The sequence below is a fragment of the Mycolicibacterium sp. SMGY-1XX genome, assembly GCF_059132455.1.
This window is the reverse complement of the sequence record NZ_CP101139.1, coordinates 4,257,646-4,272,323: the sequence shown is the minus strand read 5'-3', so window position 1 is coordinate 4,272,323 and position 14,678 is coordinate 4,257,646. Positions and strand designations below refer to the sequence as shown.

General features: G+C 67.3%; 12 protein-coding genes. 4 read left to right on the top strand and 8 right to left on the bottom strand.

Annotated features, from left to right (window positions below):
* Positions 1-54 precede the first annotated feature (54 nt).
* The 7 genes from NL241_RS20595 to NL241_RS20565 all read right to left on the bottom strand — a co-directional run bounded on the left by NL241_RS20595 (position 55) and on the right by NL241_RS20565 (position 8,691).
* The gene (locus NL241_RS20595; RefSeq protein WP_487694984.1) at positions 55-1,179 is read right to left on the bottom strand and encodes an ABC transporter ATP-binding protein; all 1,125 of its coding nucleotides are present in this window, start codon (positions 1,177-1,179) and stop codon (positions 55-57) included.
* Positions 1,180-1,446: 267 nt separating this feature from the next.
* Complete coding sequence (locus NL241_RS20590; protein WP_494394895.1) at positions 1,447-2,052, bottom strand: DUF4190 domain-containing protein; 606 nt, start codon at positions 2,050-2,052, stop codon at positions 1,447-1,449.
* 51 nt (positions 2,053-2,103) lie between these two features.
* Positions 2,104-3,795 (bottom strand): thiol reductant ABC exporter subunit CydC, encoded by a 1,692-nt coding sequence (gene cydC, locus NL241_RS20585; RefSeq protein ID WP_494394894.1) that lies wholly within the window; start codon positions 3,793-3,795, stop codon positions 2,104-2,106.
* Positions 3,782-5,401 carry a thiol reductant ABC exporter subunit CydD gene (gene cydD, locus NL241_RS20580; RefSeq protein ID WP_494398352.1) on the bottom strand — a complete coding sequence of 540 codons (1,620 nt, stop codon included), beginning with the start codon at positions 5,399-5,401 and terminating at the stop codon, positions 3,782-3,784. Before cydD ends, cydC begins: the two co-directional genes overlap by 14 nt.
* A 47-nt stretch (positions 5,402-5,448) precedes the next feature.
* Entirely contained in the window at positions 5,449-6,504 is a 1,056-nt protein-coding gene (cydB, locus tag NL241_RS20575; protein WP_487694795.1) for a cytochrome d ubiquinol oxidase subunit II, read from the bottom strand.
* 14 nt (positions 6,505-6,518) lie between these two features.
* Positions 6,519-7,991 carry a cytochrome ubiquinol oxidase subunit I gene (locus NL241_RS20570; RefSeq protein ID WP_494394893.1) on the bottom strand — a complete coding sequence of 491 codons (1,473 nt, stop codon included), beginning with the start codon at positions 7,989-7,991 and terminating at the stop codon, positions 6,519-6,521.
* 121 nt (positions 7,992-8,112) lie between these two features.
* Positions 8,113-8,691, bottom strand: coding sequence for an HdeD family acid-resistance protein (locus NL241_RS20565; protein WP_487694792.1), 579 nt, complete (start codon positions 8,689-8,691; stop codon positions 8,113-8,115).
* 263 nt (positions 8,692-8,954) lie between these two features.
* On the opposite strand from NL241_RS20565, the gene NL241_RS20560 reads away from it, so the two are divergent.
* The 4 genes from NL241_RS20560 to stpK7 all read left to right on the top strand — a co-directional run bounded on the left by NL241_RS20560 (position 8,955) and on the right by stpK7 (position 13,433).
* The gene (locus NL241_RS20560; protein WP_487694791.1) at positions 8,955-9,830 is read left to right on the top strand and encodes an ABC transporter substrate-binding protein; all 876 of its coding nucleotides are present in this window, start codon (positions 8,955-8,957) and stop codon (positions 9,828-9,830) included.
* Between the two features lie 3 nt (positions 9,831-9,833).
* Positions 9,834-10,778 (top strand): amino acid ABC transporter permease, encoded by a 945-nt coding sequence (locus NL241_RS20555; protein ID WP_487694789.1) that lies wholly within the window; start codon positions 9,834-9,836, stop codon positions 10,776-10,778.
* Between the two features lie 38 nt (positions 10,779-10,816).
* Positions 10,817-11,569, top strand: coding sequence for an amino acid ABC transporter ATP-binding protein (locus NL241_RS20550; protein ID WP_487694981.1), 753 nt, complete (start codon positions 10,817-10,819; stop codon positions 11,567-11,569).
* Positions 11,570-11,708: 139 nt separating this feature from the next.
* Positions 11,709-13,433 carry a serine/threonine protein kinase StpK7 gene (stpK7, locus tag NL241_RS20545; RefSeq protein ID WP_494394892.1) on the top strand — a complete coding sequence of 575 codons (1,725 nt, stop codon included), beginning with the start codon at positions 11,709-11,711 and terminating at the stop codon, positions 13,431-13,433.
* Here the strand turns inward: stpK7 and NL241_RS20540 are convergent.
* Positions 13,414-14,670 carry an alpha/beta hydrolase fold domain-containing protein gene (locus tag NL241_RS20540; RefSeq protein WP_494394891.1) on the bottom strand — a complete coding sequence of 419 codons (1,257 nt, stop codon included), beginning with the start codon at positions 14,668-14,670 and terminating at the stop codon, positions 13,414-13,416. The two genes, stpK7 and NL241_RS20540, sit on opposite strands and share 20 nt — an antisense overlap.
* Between the last annotated feature and the right edge of the window lie 8 nt (positions 14,671-14,678).

The following is a 14,678-nucleotide window of genomic DNA, read 5'->3' as shown; positions in this document are numbered from 1 at the left end:
CCTTTCGCGATGAGGGGGAGCGGGCCGGATGGTCGGGCGCAGTCGGTGGGCGCGTTACGAGTCGTCGAGCATTTCCTCGAGATCTTCGGTGGTGGGGATGTCGGCGGCGGGCAGCACCAGCGAGGCATCCGATGCCCACCCGACGTGTACCTCGTCGCCGGGCCGCAGCAGGGGCAGGTTCTGTTCGGGGCCGACGTGCGCGACGATCGGTGACCCGTCGGAAGCCTGCAGCGACAGCCGGACGACGGGCCCCTGGAAGGTCAGATCGACGACAGAGGCGCGCACCGAGGCGACGGTCTGGTCGGTGGCGGTGAGCTCGGTGGTCGACACGCGGACGCGTTCGGGACGGACCATGAGCGTGGCCTGGCCACCGTTTTCGATGGTGGTGTCGCCCGGCCGGGCCTTGAGGGTGGTGCCGAGCACGGACAGGTCCACCAGATCGCCCGAGGTGCCCAGCTGCGTACCGTGCCAGAGGTTGGCCTGGCCGATGAAGCCGGCGACGAACACCGTGGCCGGCCGGTCGTAGATCTCGGTGGGAGTGCCGATCTGCTCGACGTTGCCCGCGTTCATGACCGCGATGCGGTCACTCATCGTCAGCGCTTCCTCCTGATCGTGCGTCACGTAGACGAACGTGATGCCCACTTCCCGCTGGATGCGCTTGAGCTCGAACTGCATGACGTGGCGCAGCTTGAGGTCCAGGGCGCCGAGTGGCTCGTCGAGCAGCAGGGCACTGGGGTAGTTGACCAGGGCCCGGGCCAGCGCGACACGCTGCTGCTGACCGCCGGACAGCTGGCTCGGGCGACGCTGGGCGAAGTCGGTGAGGCGCACCACCTCGAGCAGTTCGTCGACGCGGCGTTTCACCTCCGCTTTGTCCTTGCGCATGCTGCGTGGTCCGTAGGCCACGTTGTCCCACACACTCATGTGCGGGAACAGTGCGTAGTGCTGGAACACCGTGTTGACGTTGCGCTTGTGGGGCGCAACCCGGGACACGTCGGCGCCTTCGAGGCGGATCGCGCCCTCGGTCGGCGTCTCGAAGCCGGCGATCATCCGCAGCGTGGTGGTCTTGCCGCACCCCGACGGGCCGAGCATGGAGAAGAATTCACCCGCGCCGATCGAGAAGTCGGCATCCGCGACCGCGACGTAGTCGGAGAAGCGTTTCGTGACGTGATCGATCTCGATGACGGGACCGCCTGCGGAAGCGCCGCCGTGCTGTGGTGCCCGGTGTTCTGTGGCTTGTGCGCCGGTGTTGCTCAGAACAAGTCCTCCTGTTTACTGCACTGCTTCTCACGAGGGCAGGGTTCTGACCGACGTGATCGCAACTGTCAATAAACCTTCACCCATCCTTCGCGCCCTCGCAACCGATTCCGTGGGAAATTTTCCATTTTGCGATGGAATCGCTCGTCAGAAGGCTGTCGAAGCGTCGCGGTCGTCGCCGCCGCGCAGGTTTCAGGGAGTGGGTGTGAGGGTGACGCTGAAGCGGTTCTCCAGGTTGCCGCGGAACTCGTCCTCGCACTCCAACTGGGCGGACGTGTCATTGCCCGCTTGCTGCATGCAGTCGAAATAATCGCCGCCGCCTACTTGGAGGAAGCCCCAGACCCCGAATGCGATGAGCGCCGCGTTCAAGACGATGCCGAGCAGACCGATCACGATGCCGGCGATGGCGATGCCGCCGTTGGTGGCCTCACCCTTCTTGGCGCGCCGGTAGCCGATGAATCCGAGCACGATGGCCACCAGACCGAGCACGAAGCCACCGAAGACGGTCAGCACCGCCGGGAGCGACAGGATCCCCACGACCAGAGCGGCGATCCCGAGTCCGTTCTTCGGCGCGACGGGCGGTTGGCCGTATCCGCCGCCCTCGTACCCCGGATAGCCGGGGTAACCGGGATAGCCCGTTGAGTAGGGCTGCGGCGGTGGTGGCGGATACCCGCCTTGGTACGGGACGGACGGCGGAGGCGGATAGCCCGGTGTATTGCCCGGATAAGGGCTGCCCTGACCCGGTGTATTGCCCTGATACGGAGTGTCGGGCTTCGGGGACTCGGGCGGTTCAGTCATTACTCGTACTCCGGATCAGGTTCGTGTGCGGGCCACCGACGATAAGCAACGTTACCCGTCGGGGTTGATGGACAGTGACGGACAGGCAAAGGAGTTCGCGAAGTCCCGCGGCAGGTGATGGGTGGCCACCACGACGGTTCGGTCGGGCGCCAGCAACCCGTGCTCGGTGCGCAACAGCGCGTGCAACAGTTCGTCGGCGTCCGAAATGTCAAGGTGCTCGGTGGGTTCGTCGAGCAGAACAATCGCCGCCCGGCAGAGCAGCACACGCGCCAGCAGGAGCCGTCGCCGCTGCCCGGCGGACAGCGCCGCGGCCCCACCCTCGAGCACGGTGTCCAAGCCCGCGGGCAGCGATTCGAGCCACCGGCTCAGTCCGACATCAGCCAAGGCGCTGTGCAATTCGGCATCGGTGCAGTCGCCACGCACCACCAGCAGGTTGTCACGGACAGTGGTGGCGAACACATGCGCGTCCTCGGCGAAAAACGCCACCGCCGAGCGTAATTCGGCCTCATCCAGCTCCGCGATGGGCGTCCCTCCGATGTCGACCCTGCCGCGCACCGGTGGCAGCAAGCCCGCGAGCGTCATCAGCAATGTGGTCTTCCCGGATCCGCTGGGGCCCCGCACCACCAGCCGGCTACCGGGCCGCAGCTCCAGGCTCACCGGCGTGGCCGCAGTGTCTGGGGTGTACCCCGCGACCACGTCGATGGCACGTAGCGTCATATCGGCCGGGCGCGAGGCCTGGCCCACAGGTGCCGTTGTGCGCGCGCCGGTGAGCCCGAGCAGCCGGCGCGCGGCGATGCGCGAACGCGACAGCGCAGTGGCGGCGGCCGGCAGTGCGGTGGTGGCCTCGAACGAGGACAACGGCAGCAGCATCAGGATGGCCAGGGTGGTCGGCGCCACGGCCGGGGCGATCCCGAGACCGGCCACCACCGCGCCCAGCACGCTCACCCCGATGGCCAGGGTGGGAACGGCCGCGCCCAGAGCCGCCGGCCGCGCCGCCAGGTCCAGGGCCGAGCCCCAATCACGCTGCCGTTGCTGGGATTCGGCGATCACCGACGGCAAGCGGCCGGCAACCCGCAACTCGGCCGCGTGGTGCAGGGCGAGCATGGCCGCCACATCGCGCTGAGCGTGCAGGTCGCGTGCCGCCGCCTCCTGAGCCGCTGCGCCGCGGGCCGACAGCCACGGCGCGAGCACCCCGGCGACCAGCAGGCAGACCGCCAGCACCGCGGCCGCCGCCGGTGAGATCAGCGCGATCGCCACCACCGCGGCCACCGACAGCACGGCCGCCACCGCGATCGGTAGCACCGCCCGCACCAGCACATCGGAGAAGTCGTCGACATCGGAACCCACCCGCCCGGCCAGTTCGCCGCCGTCCAGGCGCGCCACCGTGTCGACCGGTCCGTCGGCCAGGGCACGGTAGATCCGCGTGCGCGCCGAGCCTGCTGCCCGCAGCGCGGTGTCGTGTGAGGCCAGTCGCTCGCAGTAGTGCAGGACACCGCGTGAGATGCCGAAGGCCCGCACCGCGACGACGGCAACGCTCAAGTCCAGGATCGGTGGCATCTGCCAGGCCCGCGTGATCAGCCATGCGGACACGGCGGCCAGAGCCAAGGCGCTACCCAGGGACAGCACACCGCACAGGATGGCCAGCAGCAGTCGCGGCAGACGGGGCCGCAGCAGGGGCAGCGCCTGCACCAGCGGGTCGGACCGCACACTGTCACACCACGTCACGAGGCTAGACCGAGACACGTTGACCCACCCTCACTATCCGGTCGGCGATCGCGAGCACCGGAGCGCGATGCCCCACCACGACGACGGTGGCTCCCTCCCGCGCCCGGGCGGCCAGAGCCCGCAGTACCGCGGCTTCGGTGGCGGCGTCCAGATGCGCGGTGGGCTCGTCGAGCAGCAACACCGGTGCGGGGGAGCCGAGTGCACGGGCCAGGCCCAGGCGCTGGCGTTGCCCCAGCGACAGACCCACCCCGCCACGGCCGAGGACCGTGTCCGCCCCGGCGGGCAGCTCGGCCAGCACCCGGTCGAATCCCGATGCGGCGCAGGCTGCTTCGAGGTCGCGCAGCGGACCGAACAGGGTCAGGTTGTCGGCGACGGTGCCCGGGACCAGCACGGGGCGTTGAGGCAGCCAGCTCAGTTGCGCCCACCAGGCCCGCGGCTCCAGCTCGGCGACCTCCACGCCTGCCACCGTGACCGCGCCGGCGGCAGCCGGCGTCAGTCCCGCGATCACCTGTACGGTGGTGGACTTGCCCGCGCCGTTGGGTCCGGTCAGCACCGTCACCCGGCCCGGTTCCAGATCGGCGTCCAGCCCGTCCGGTGCGTACCCCGAGCGGCTCGGCACCGACAAGGCCCGGATCCGGATCGGGGCACCGCGCGCCTGGACGGTGCGCGAGCCGACGGGACGTGCGGGGGCGTCGTCGATGAGTGCGAAAGCCCGGTCGGCGGCGGCCTTACCGTCCTGTGCGGCGTGGAACTCGACACCGACACGGCGCAGCGGCCAGAACACCTCGGGCGCCAGGAGCAGCACGGTCAGCCCGGTGGTGAGGCTCAGATCTCCGTAGACCAGCCGCAATCCGACGCTGACCGCCACGAGCGCCACCCCGAGGGTGGCGAGCAGTTCGAGCACCAGCGAGGACAGGAAGGCGATGCGCAGCGTTGCCATCGCCGAACGGCGGTGCGCGGCAGACAGTTCGGCGATCCGGCCGGCCGGACCGCGCGCCCGGCCGAGGGCCCGCAGAGTCGGGATGCCGGCGATCAGGTCCAGCATCCGGGCCTGCAGTGTGGTCATGGCTTCCAGCGCGGCCGCGGAACGCTCGGCGGTGGCCAGCCCGATCAACACCATGAAGATCGGGATCAGTGGCAGCGCCACCAACACGATGGCGGTGGCCTGCAGGTCGAACACCGCCATCAGCAGTACGGCCGCCGGGGTGAGGATCACCGCGAGGACCAGCGCGGGCAGGTACGCCGTGAAATACGGGCGCAGTCCGTCGAGTCCGCGCAACACGACGGTGGCGGCATCGTCTCGGCGCTCGGCGAGCGTTCGCGGATCACCGGCGGTGACCGCCTGCAGCACCTGCCCGCTGAGATCGGCGATGGCGCCGGTGGCGCCGCGCTGGCTGAGTCGCGCCTGCATCCACTGCGCCGCGGTACGCAGGCCCCAGAGTCCGGCCAGCAGCAGCAGTTCCGGCGCCCACTGCATCAGGGTCCGCCCGGCCGGATCGGTGATGATCCCAGCCACGATGTGAGCCAGCAGGACCGCCGAACCGAGCGTGCAACCGGCGATCACCACACCGCAACTCACGGTGGCGGCCAGGAACCGCCGGACCGCAGGGGAGGCCCGCAGCAGCCGCGGATCCAGCGGTGCCCGGCTGGTGGTCGCGCTCGTGGTGGTGGTCAGTGGGTCTGTCCCGACAGCCCGATGGGGTCAGGGATCCGGTCGGTCGAGACCCGCTGCCGGAAGACCCAGTAGGTCCAGGCCTGGTAGATGATCACCAGGGGAGCGAAGATCGCGGCCGCCCAGGTCATCACTTTCAGGGTGTACGGAGTCGACGACGCGTTGTAGATCGTCAGGCTCCACTCCGGGTTCAGCGTGGAGGGCACCAGATTCGGATACAGCGCACCGAACAGGAGCACGATCACCGCGAACACCACGAGCGTGGTCGAGACGAAAGCCCAGCCGTCCCGGGTTCCCTTGTGCAGCAACGCGACTGCGGCCAGTTGCGCGATGACGGCCAGCGCCAGCACCGCCCACGTCCAGGTCTTGCCGTGGGCGAACTGAGTCCAGATGCCGAAGACCGCCACCAACCCGGTCACCGGCCAGGTCAACAGCCGGGCCACGTGCAGTGCGTCATCGCGGATGTCGCCCTCGGTCTTCAACGCCAGGAACGCCGCGCCGTGCAACAGGAACAGCCCGCCCGTGGCCAGCCCGCCCAGCAGCGTGTACGGGTTGATCAAGGCGGTGAAGCTCAGGTGGATCTGCGCGTCGGCGTCGACCGGCAGTCCTTGCACCAGCGCTGCGAATGCCACCCCCCACAGCACCGCCGGAACCCAGGAGCCGATGGCGATACCGAGGTCGGCCCGCTTGCGCCACGTCGGGTCGTCGATCTTGCCGCGCCACTCGATGGCCACGATGCGCAGGATCATCGACACCAGGATCGCCAGCAGCGGCAGGAACAGCCCCGAGAACACGGTGGCGTACCAGCCCGGGAAGGCGGCGAACATGGCGCCGCCCGCGGTGATCAGCCACACCTCGTTGCCGTCCCATACCGGCCCGATGGTGTTCAGCACGGCGCGGCGGCGTTTGTCCACCAGTTCGGCGGTGTGTGCGCCCCGGCCGAAGCGTGACAGCGGCTCCATGAGCATGCCGACACCGAAGTCGAAACCCTCGAGGATGAAGAAGCCGAGGAACAGCACGCCGACGAGGATGAACCAGATCTCTTGAAGTCCCATGGTCGTCTCTCTGGTCAGTAAGCGAACGACAGGGGCGCTACTTCGTCATCGCCCGGTGGTTTGGGTGGCGCCGGCTCGGAGTCGTGTTCCTGTGGCCCGGCGACGATGTAGCGGCGCAGCAGGTAGAACCAGATGACCGCCAGCACCGCATAGGTGAGGGTGAGGCTGATCAGTCCGATCCACACCATGGTCGCCGAGTGTCCTGATACGCCGTCTTGAACGGTCAGGTGCAACAAGGGATCCCCGTCGATGTTCGGTACCACCACCCAGGGCTGGCGGCCCATCTCGGTGAAGATCCAGCCGGCGCTGTTGGCCAGGAACGGTGTGGGCAGCGTGACGAGGGCCAGGGTGGACAGCCACCGCCGGTCGGTGGTCCGGCCGCCCCGGGTCAGCCACAGCGCGGCGAGTGCGAACAGCACCGGCACCGCCAGCAGGCCGATCATCGCGCGGAACGACCAGTAGGTGACAAACAGGTTGGGCCGGTAGTTCCCGGGGCCGAACTTCTCTTCGGCCTGTTGCTGCAGGTCTTCGACACCCTGCAGCGTGACGCCGCTGAACTTGCTCTCGGCCAGGAACGGCAACACGTACGGCACCTCGATCAGGTGCATGACGCTGTCGCAGTTGTTGTGGGTGCCCACCGTCAGGATCGAGAAATCAGGATCGGTTTCGGTGTGACACAACGATTCCGCCGACGCCATTTTCATGGGCTGCTGTTCGAACATCAGCTTGCCCTGGATGTCGCCGGTGAAGAACAACGCCGCGGCCGAGATCAGCGCCACCCAGCAGCCCAGGATGGTGGCGGGCCGGTACATGGTGTGTGACTCGGGGACCGTGACGTCGGCGTCCTGGGCCGTGCGGGAGTTGCGCACCATCCACCAGGCACACACGCACGCGACGAACGTCCCGGCCGTCAGGAACGCCCCGGCCACGGCATGCCAGAACGCGGCGATACCGGTGTTGTTGGTGAACAACGCCACGATGCTCTCGAGTTCCGCGCGGCCGGTCTCGGGGTTGAAACGGGCGCCGACGGGGTGCTGCATGAAGGAGTTGGCGCTGATGATGAAGAAGGCCGACAGGTTGACCGCGATCGCCACGATCCAGATGCACGCCAGGTGCACCAGGCGGGGCAGCCGCGTCCAGCCGAAGATCCACAGCCCGATGAACGTGGATTCGAAGAAGAAGGCCACCAGGCCTTCCATGGCCAGCGGGGCGCCGAAGACGTCGCCGACGAAGCGGGAGTACTCACTCCAGTTCATCCCGAACTGGAATTCCTGGACGATGCCGGTGGCCACCCCGATGGCGAAGTTGATCAGGAACAGCTTCCCGAAGAACCGCGTCAGCCGGTACCACTCAGGGCGACCGGTGACCACCCAGACGGTCTGCATGACCGCGATCAGCGGGGCCAGACCGATGGTCAGCGGGACGAAGATGAAGTGGTAGACCGTCGTGATCCCGAACTGCCATCGCGATACGTCGAGGGCGTCCATGTGCACTTCTCCCGGGGCTGCGAGGCGTCTTTACTACGACACACTGTAGTAGTCGCGTGGTCGTCCGACCAGCACTTCGAGACTCGCACCGCAGTGATCTCCCCGACAAGGGACCTTCGGGCTACACCGCGGGGGCTTTGGATTCTTTCCGGATGCCGAAAGCCATCACGATCTCGAACACGCCGGTGACGATCAGCCAGATCCCGACCACCAGCGCCAGGGTCGCCAGCGACTCGAAGGGCATCACCATCATCACGATGCCGGCGATCAGGGAGACGATCCCGAAGAAGATCTCCAGCCCACGGCCGGGCAGCGTCTTGTCACTGATCGCCGAAGCGGTGGTGGCCACACCACGGAAGATGAAGCCGACTCCGATCCAAATCGCGAGCAGCAGAATGGAGTCCGCCAGGCTCAGGAAGCAGAGCACGCCCAGGACCACCGCGGCCAGGCCGCTGATCCCCAGCAGGATCTTGCTGCCGGTGGGGGCGTTGAGGCTGAACGCCAGGACTATCTGAGCGATACCGGTGACCAGGAGATAGGCCCCGAAGAAGATGGCGGCGATCAGGATCGAGATCCCGGGCCAGGCCACGATGGCGATGCCGAGAAGCACCGCGAGCACACCTGAGACAAGTGTGGACTTCCACAAATGCGGCAACAGGCTTGGAGCAGTAGTGGTTCCCATGGGCGCAGTGTGGCACAACGACGCTGTTCAATCGATGATTTCGACAGTCACAGAACGATGTACGGATCAGACCAGAACGGGTCTGAGAACCGGCAATGTGCTTCTGTCCCGTCCACGCGGTGGTTAATGTTCGGTTACCGGCACTGCGCGCTGGGTTCACGGTCGTTATGGTCGTCGGCGGTCCTGACCGACTCTTGGCGGCCCGATGCAGAAAGAAGAGGAACGTGGAAGCTGGAAACGAGAACTGTCGGAGACGCTCGCGTTGGTGGTACACCGCGGCGATGTTCGCGGTATCGGGCGCCATCGCCCTGTCGGGATGTGCGGCAGGCACCGACAGCGGCAGCAACGCCGACGAAACCACCCCCGCCGAGGGTGGTGCGTCGGGTGCGGTCGAGGAGATCGCCAACACCGTCCCCGAGGACATCAAGGCTTCCGGCAAGCTGATCATCGGCGTGAACATCCCTTACGCGCCCAACGAATTCAAGGACGAGAGCGGCAAGATCGTCGGTTTCGACGTCGATCTGATGAACGCCATCGCCTCCACCCTCGGGCTGACCGCCGAGTACCGCGAATCCGATTTCGCCAAGATCATCCCCTCGATCCAGGGCGGTACCTTCAACGTCGGCATGTCGTCGTTCACCGACACCAAGGAGCGCGAGCAGACCGTCGACTTCGTCACGTACTTCTCCGCGGGTACTCAGTGGGCGCAGAAACCGGGCGCGGGAATCGATCCGAACAACGCCTGCGGCAAGAAGGTTGCGGTACAGGCCACCACCTACCAGGAGACCGACGAGCTGCCCGCCAAGAGCAAGGCGTGCACCGACGCCGGCCAGCCGGCCATCCAGATCACCCCCTTCGACGGTCAGGACGCGGCCACCAACGCCGTCGTGCTGGGGCAGGCCGACGCGATGTCCGCCGACTCCCCGGTCACGGCCTACGCCATCAAGCAGAGTGACGGCAAGCTGGAACCGGCCGGCGAGATCTTCGACGCCGCGCCGTACGGCTGGCCGGTGGCCAAGGGGTCGGCGCTGGCGCAGTCGCTGCAGCAGGCCCTGGAGCACCTCATCGAGAACGGTGAGTACGAAAGGATCTCCACCGAGTGGGGCGTCGAGGCCGGGATGATCGACAAGCCCGTGATCAACGGCGCGATCAGCTGATCCATGAGTGTTGACGCGCCGTCGCCTACCCAGTCGCCGTCCTCCGGTCCTGCCGCCATCGACGCCGTACCGTTGCGGCACCCGTGGCGGTGGGTGGCGGCGGCCGTCATCCTCATCCTGGTGGCGCTGTTCCTCTACGGGGCGGCCACCAACCCGGCCTACGGCTGGTCCACCTATCTGGAGTACCTGTTCAACGAACGGGTGCTGACCATCGGCGTGGTGAACACGCTGCAGCTGACCATCTATTCGATGGTGATCGCCATCCTGCTCGGCATCCTGCTGGCGGTCATGCGTCTGTCACCCAACCCGGTGTTCCGCTACGTCGCGTGGATCTACCTGTGGATCTTCCGCGGCACTCCGGTGTACGTGCAGTTGGTGTTCTGGGGTCTGCTGCCGACCATCTACCAGAACATCCAGCTGGGGGTTCCGTTCGGGCCGTCGCTGCTGCACTTCAACCTGCAGGCGCTGTCGTTCCCGTTCGCATTGGCGATCATCGGCCTGGCGCTCAACGAGGCCGCTTACATGGCCGAGATCATCCGCGCCGGAATCAGTTCCGTGCCCGAAGGCCAGTTGGAGGCCTCGACGGCGCTGGGCATGTCCTGGGGTCTTGCCATGCGCCGCACCGTGTTGCCGCAGGCGATGCGGGTGATCATCCCGCCCACCGGCAACGAGGTCATCAGCATGCTGAAGACCACCTCACTGGTCACCGCCGTGCCGTTCGCATTGGATCTCTACGGCATCACCTCACGTGAGATCGCCGCGCGGATCTTCGAACCCGTGCCGCTGCTACTGGTGGCCGCGACCTGGTACCTGGTGGTCACCAGCATCCTGATGGTCGGCCAGTACTACCTCGAGAAGTACTTCTCGCGCGGGGCGTCGCGCAAGCTCACCACCAAGCAACTCGAAGCGCTGGCCAAGGCGCAGATGGGGGAGTCGCAGCACCCATGACGACTGTGACAGACAACGTGTCCGGGTCGGTGCAACCCATGGTGCGAGCCGAAAAGGTATGCAAGGACTTCGGCGCGCTCAAAGTGCTCAAAGGGGTCACCCTGGAGGTCCAGCGCGGTCAGGTGCTGGTGCTCGTCGGGCCGTCGGGCTCAGGCAAGTCCACGTTCCTGCGCTGCATCAACCACCTGGAACAGGTCAACGCCGGGCGGCTGTACGTCGACGGCGATCTGATCGGGTACCGCGAACGTGGCGGCAAACTGCACGAGATGTCACCACGGGATGCCGCCAAGCAGCGTCGCGACATCGGCATGGTCTTCCAGCATTTCAACCTCTTCCCGCATCGCACCGCCCTGGAGAACATCGTCGAGGCGCCGATCCAGGTCAAGGGCATGAAGAAGGACGCCGCGCTGAGCCGGGCCAGGGACCTGCTCGACCAGGTGGGGTTGTCGGCCAAGGCGGACGCCTATCCCGCGCAGCTCTCCGGTGGTCAGCAACAGCGGGTGGCGATCGCCCGCGCGTTGGCGATGAGCCCCAAGCTCATGCTGTTCGACGAGCCCACCTCGGCTCTGGACCCCGAACTCGTCGGCGAGGTGCTGGGCGTGATGAAGAAGCTGGCGTCCGAAGGTATGACCATGGTGGTGGTGACCCACGAGATGGGCTTCGCCCGTGAGGTCGCCGACCAGCTGGTGTTCATGGACGCCGGTGTGATCGTGGAATCGGGCAAGCCCCGCGAAGTCCTGAGCAATCCGCAGCATGAACGAACCAAAGCGTTCCTGTCCAAGGTGATGTAACCTCAAGCGACCCAAGCGGGGGCAAGCTCTCTGGCCAGGAGTTTCGACGGTGGATGCTCACAGTGCTGGCACAAACGGCGACGGGCCACTCGGGCCTTTCGGGCATTACCAGCTCTTGGAGCTGTTGGGCCGCGGAGGCATGGGCGAGGTCTACCGGGCGCACGACACCCGCACCAACCGGATCGTCGCGCTGAAGGTCCTGCCCCCACATCTGGCCGAGGACACCGTGTTCCAGCAGCGGTTCCGCCGGGAATCGCAGGCGGCCGCCGGCGTCAACGACCCGCACGTGGTGCCCATCCACAGTTACGGTGAGATCGACGGTCGGCTCTACCTGGACATGCGACTCATCGAGGGACTCAACCTCGGTGCCATCCTCTCCGAACGCCGGCGTCCCCTCCGGCCGGAACTCGCGGTCACCGTCGTCGAACAAGTGGCCTCGGCCCTCGACGGCGCGCACGCGGCCGGACTGGTGCACCGCGACGTCAAACCGTCCAACATCCTGATCTCCGAGCGGGAATTCGTCTACCTCATCGATTTCGGGCTCGCGCGTACCGCCAGCGATCCCGGATTGACCACAGCCGGAAGCACTCTCGGGACGCTGGCCTACATGGCGCCGGAGCGGTTCAGCGGCGGACAGGCCGATCCCCGTTCGGATGTCTACGCCCTGACGTGTGTGCTCTACGAATGTCTCACCGGGAGCCGGCCTTATCCCGACGACAGCCTCGAGCAGCAGATCGCCGGGCACATGGTGACCCCGCCACCGCGACCGTCGGACACCGACCGCACGCTGGCCGCGTTCGACGCGGTGATCGCCAAGGGCATGGCCAAGGAGCCGGCCAGGCGGTATCAGACCGGCGCCGAACTCGCCGCCGCGGCACGCCGGGCGCTGAGCACGCCGACAGTCGCGCGGCACCGTGCCCCGGTGCGTACGGGACCACGGCCGCGGCGCAAGGTGTTCGTCGTCGTCGGGGTCAGCGTGGCACTCGTCGCGGTCTCCGCGCTGATCGCCTGGCAGGTCCGTGGTCAGCAGGACGGTACCCGCTCGGCGAGCATCGCCGAGAGCACCGCGCCGCCCGGTGCGGTCGGCCCGGGTGCGGTGCCGGCGATCGCGGCAGGAGTTCCCGCCGACATCCGCGAGTCGGGTCGGTTGGTGATCGGCGTCAATGTGCCCTACGCGCCCAACGAATTCCGCGACGCCTACGGAGAGCTGGTCGGTTTCGACATCGATCTGATGAACGCGGTGGCCCGGGTGCTCGGGCTGACGCCCGACTATCGCGAGACCGCGTTCGAGACGATCATGCCCTCGGTGCAGTCCGGCGCCTTCGACCTCGGAATGTCCTCGGTCACCGACACGGTCGCCCGCGAGGAGTCGGTGGACTTCGTCACCTATTTCGAAGCCGGCACACTCTGGGCGCAACGTTCGGGGTCGGCGGTCGATCCCGCCAACGCCTGCGGAGCACGGGTCGGCGTGGCATTCGGGACCATCCAGGAGACCGACGAGATTCCCGCCAAGAGCGACAGCTGCGTTGCCGCGGGCCGCCCACCCATCGAGAAGGTGGTCTACACCAGCCAGGACGATGTCACCAACGCGCTGATGTCCGGTGCGGTGGACGCCATGTCGGCCGACTCGCCGGTGACCGGCTTCGCCGTCAAACTCAGCGGCGGTGCCCTGGAAGCGGCGGGGGAGGTGTTCGACTCCGCGCCTTACGGCTGGCCGGTCGAGAAAGGTTCACCGCTGGCCGAATCCCTGCGCCAGGCACTCGAACACGTCATGGCCACCGGCGAATACCGCACCGTGGCCACCATGTGGGGCGTCGAGAAAGGCATGATCGACGCGCCGATGATCAACGGTGCGCCGAAGTAGCGCGGGTGTAGGTCTCGGCGAGGAAATGCTCCACCGCGACGGCCGCGTGGGCCGCGCGCGGTGAGCCGAAGATGTCGAAAGCGTGCTGCGCCAACGGCAGTTCGGCGTACACCACCGGCTCGGTGCTGACCTCGCGCAGCCTGGCGGTGAAGCGCCGGGCTTGCTGCACCGGGATCAGGGAGTCGTTCGTACCGTGCAGCACGAAGAACGGCGGAGCCTGCGCGGTGATGTGGTTGATCGGCGAGCTGAGGTCGAACAGTTCCCGTGATTCCCTGCGTCGCTGTTTCATCACCTGGCGTTGCAGCAGCGGAATCAGGAAGGGGTGCAACGAGTTGTCGGTGCGGGTGAAGTCGTACACGCCGTAGAACGGCACGGCGGCCTGCACCCGGGTGTCCACGTCCTCGAAGCCCGGCTGGAACTGTGGGTCATTGCCGCTCAGAGCGGCCAGCGAGCTCAGGTGACCGCCGGCCGACCCACCGGTGATGGCCAGGAAGTCGGGGTCGCCGCCGTATTCGAAGATGTGGTCCTTGGTCCACGCGATGGCGCGTTTGACGTCGACGATGTGGTCGGGCCAGGTGGAGCGCGGGCTGAGCCGGTAGTTGATCGACACGCAGACCCAGCCCAGCTCCGTCAGGTGGCTCAGCAGTGGATGTGCTTGTCCGCGTTTGCTTCCCAGCATCCACGCGCCGCCGTGCACCTGCAGAAGCACCGGTGCGCGGCCGTGGCGTGGCAGGTCGGGGCGACGCCAGATGTCCAGGGTGTTGCGGCGGCCGTACTCGCCGTAGGGGATATCGCTGTCATGGGCGTAGTCCCGGTAGATCCGCAGCATGCGCACCACCCCGGGTTTCTTGGCGGTGGCCCCACCCCGCACCGGTTCCTCCCACAATCCTGTGGAGTCTCGCCGGCGGTCTGCCCCCAGGCCGGCATCCAATGCCGCCGTGAGCGGCGCGTCGGCGGCGCGGCCGACGCGGTACAGGTTGGCCAAACCCAGCCAGGACGCCACAGCAAGGATCCAGGCCACCGCCCCGGTGCGCCGGCCCAGACCGCGCGACACCGGGAGGAACGCCGCGGCGTGCCCGGCCAGGATCTGCAGCGGCAACTCGGAAGTGACCACGCCGAAGCCGAACGCGTACAGCGACAGGTACCCGCGCTTGGTCAGCGGCCGATACCCGTTGGCGGTGACGACCGCGATGAACAGGGACAACAGCAGCGCCACGAATCGCTTCACCAACGTCACCGGCTATT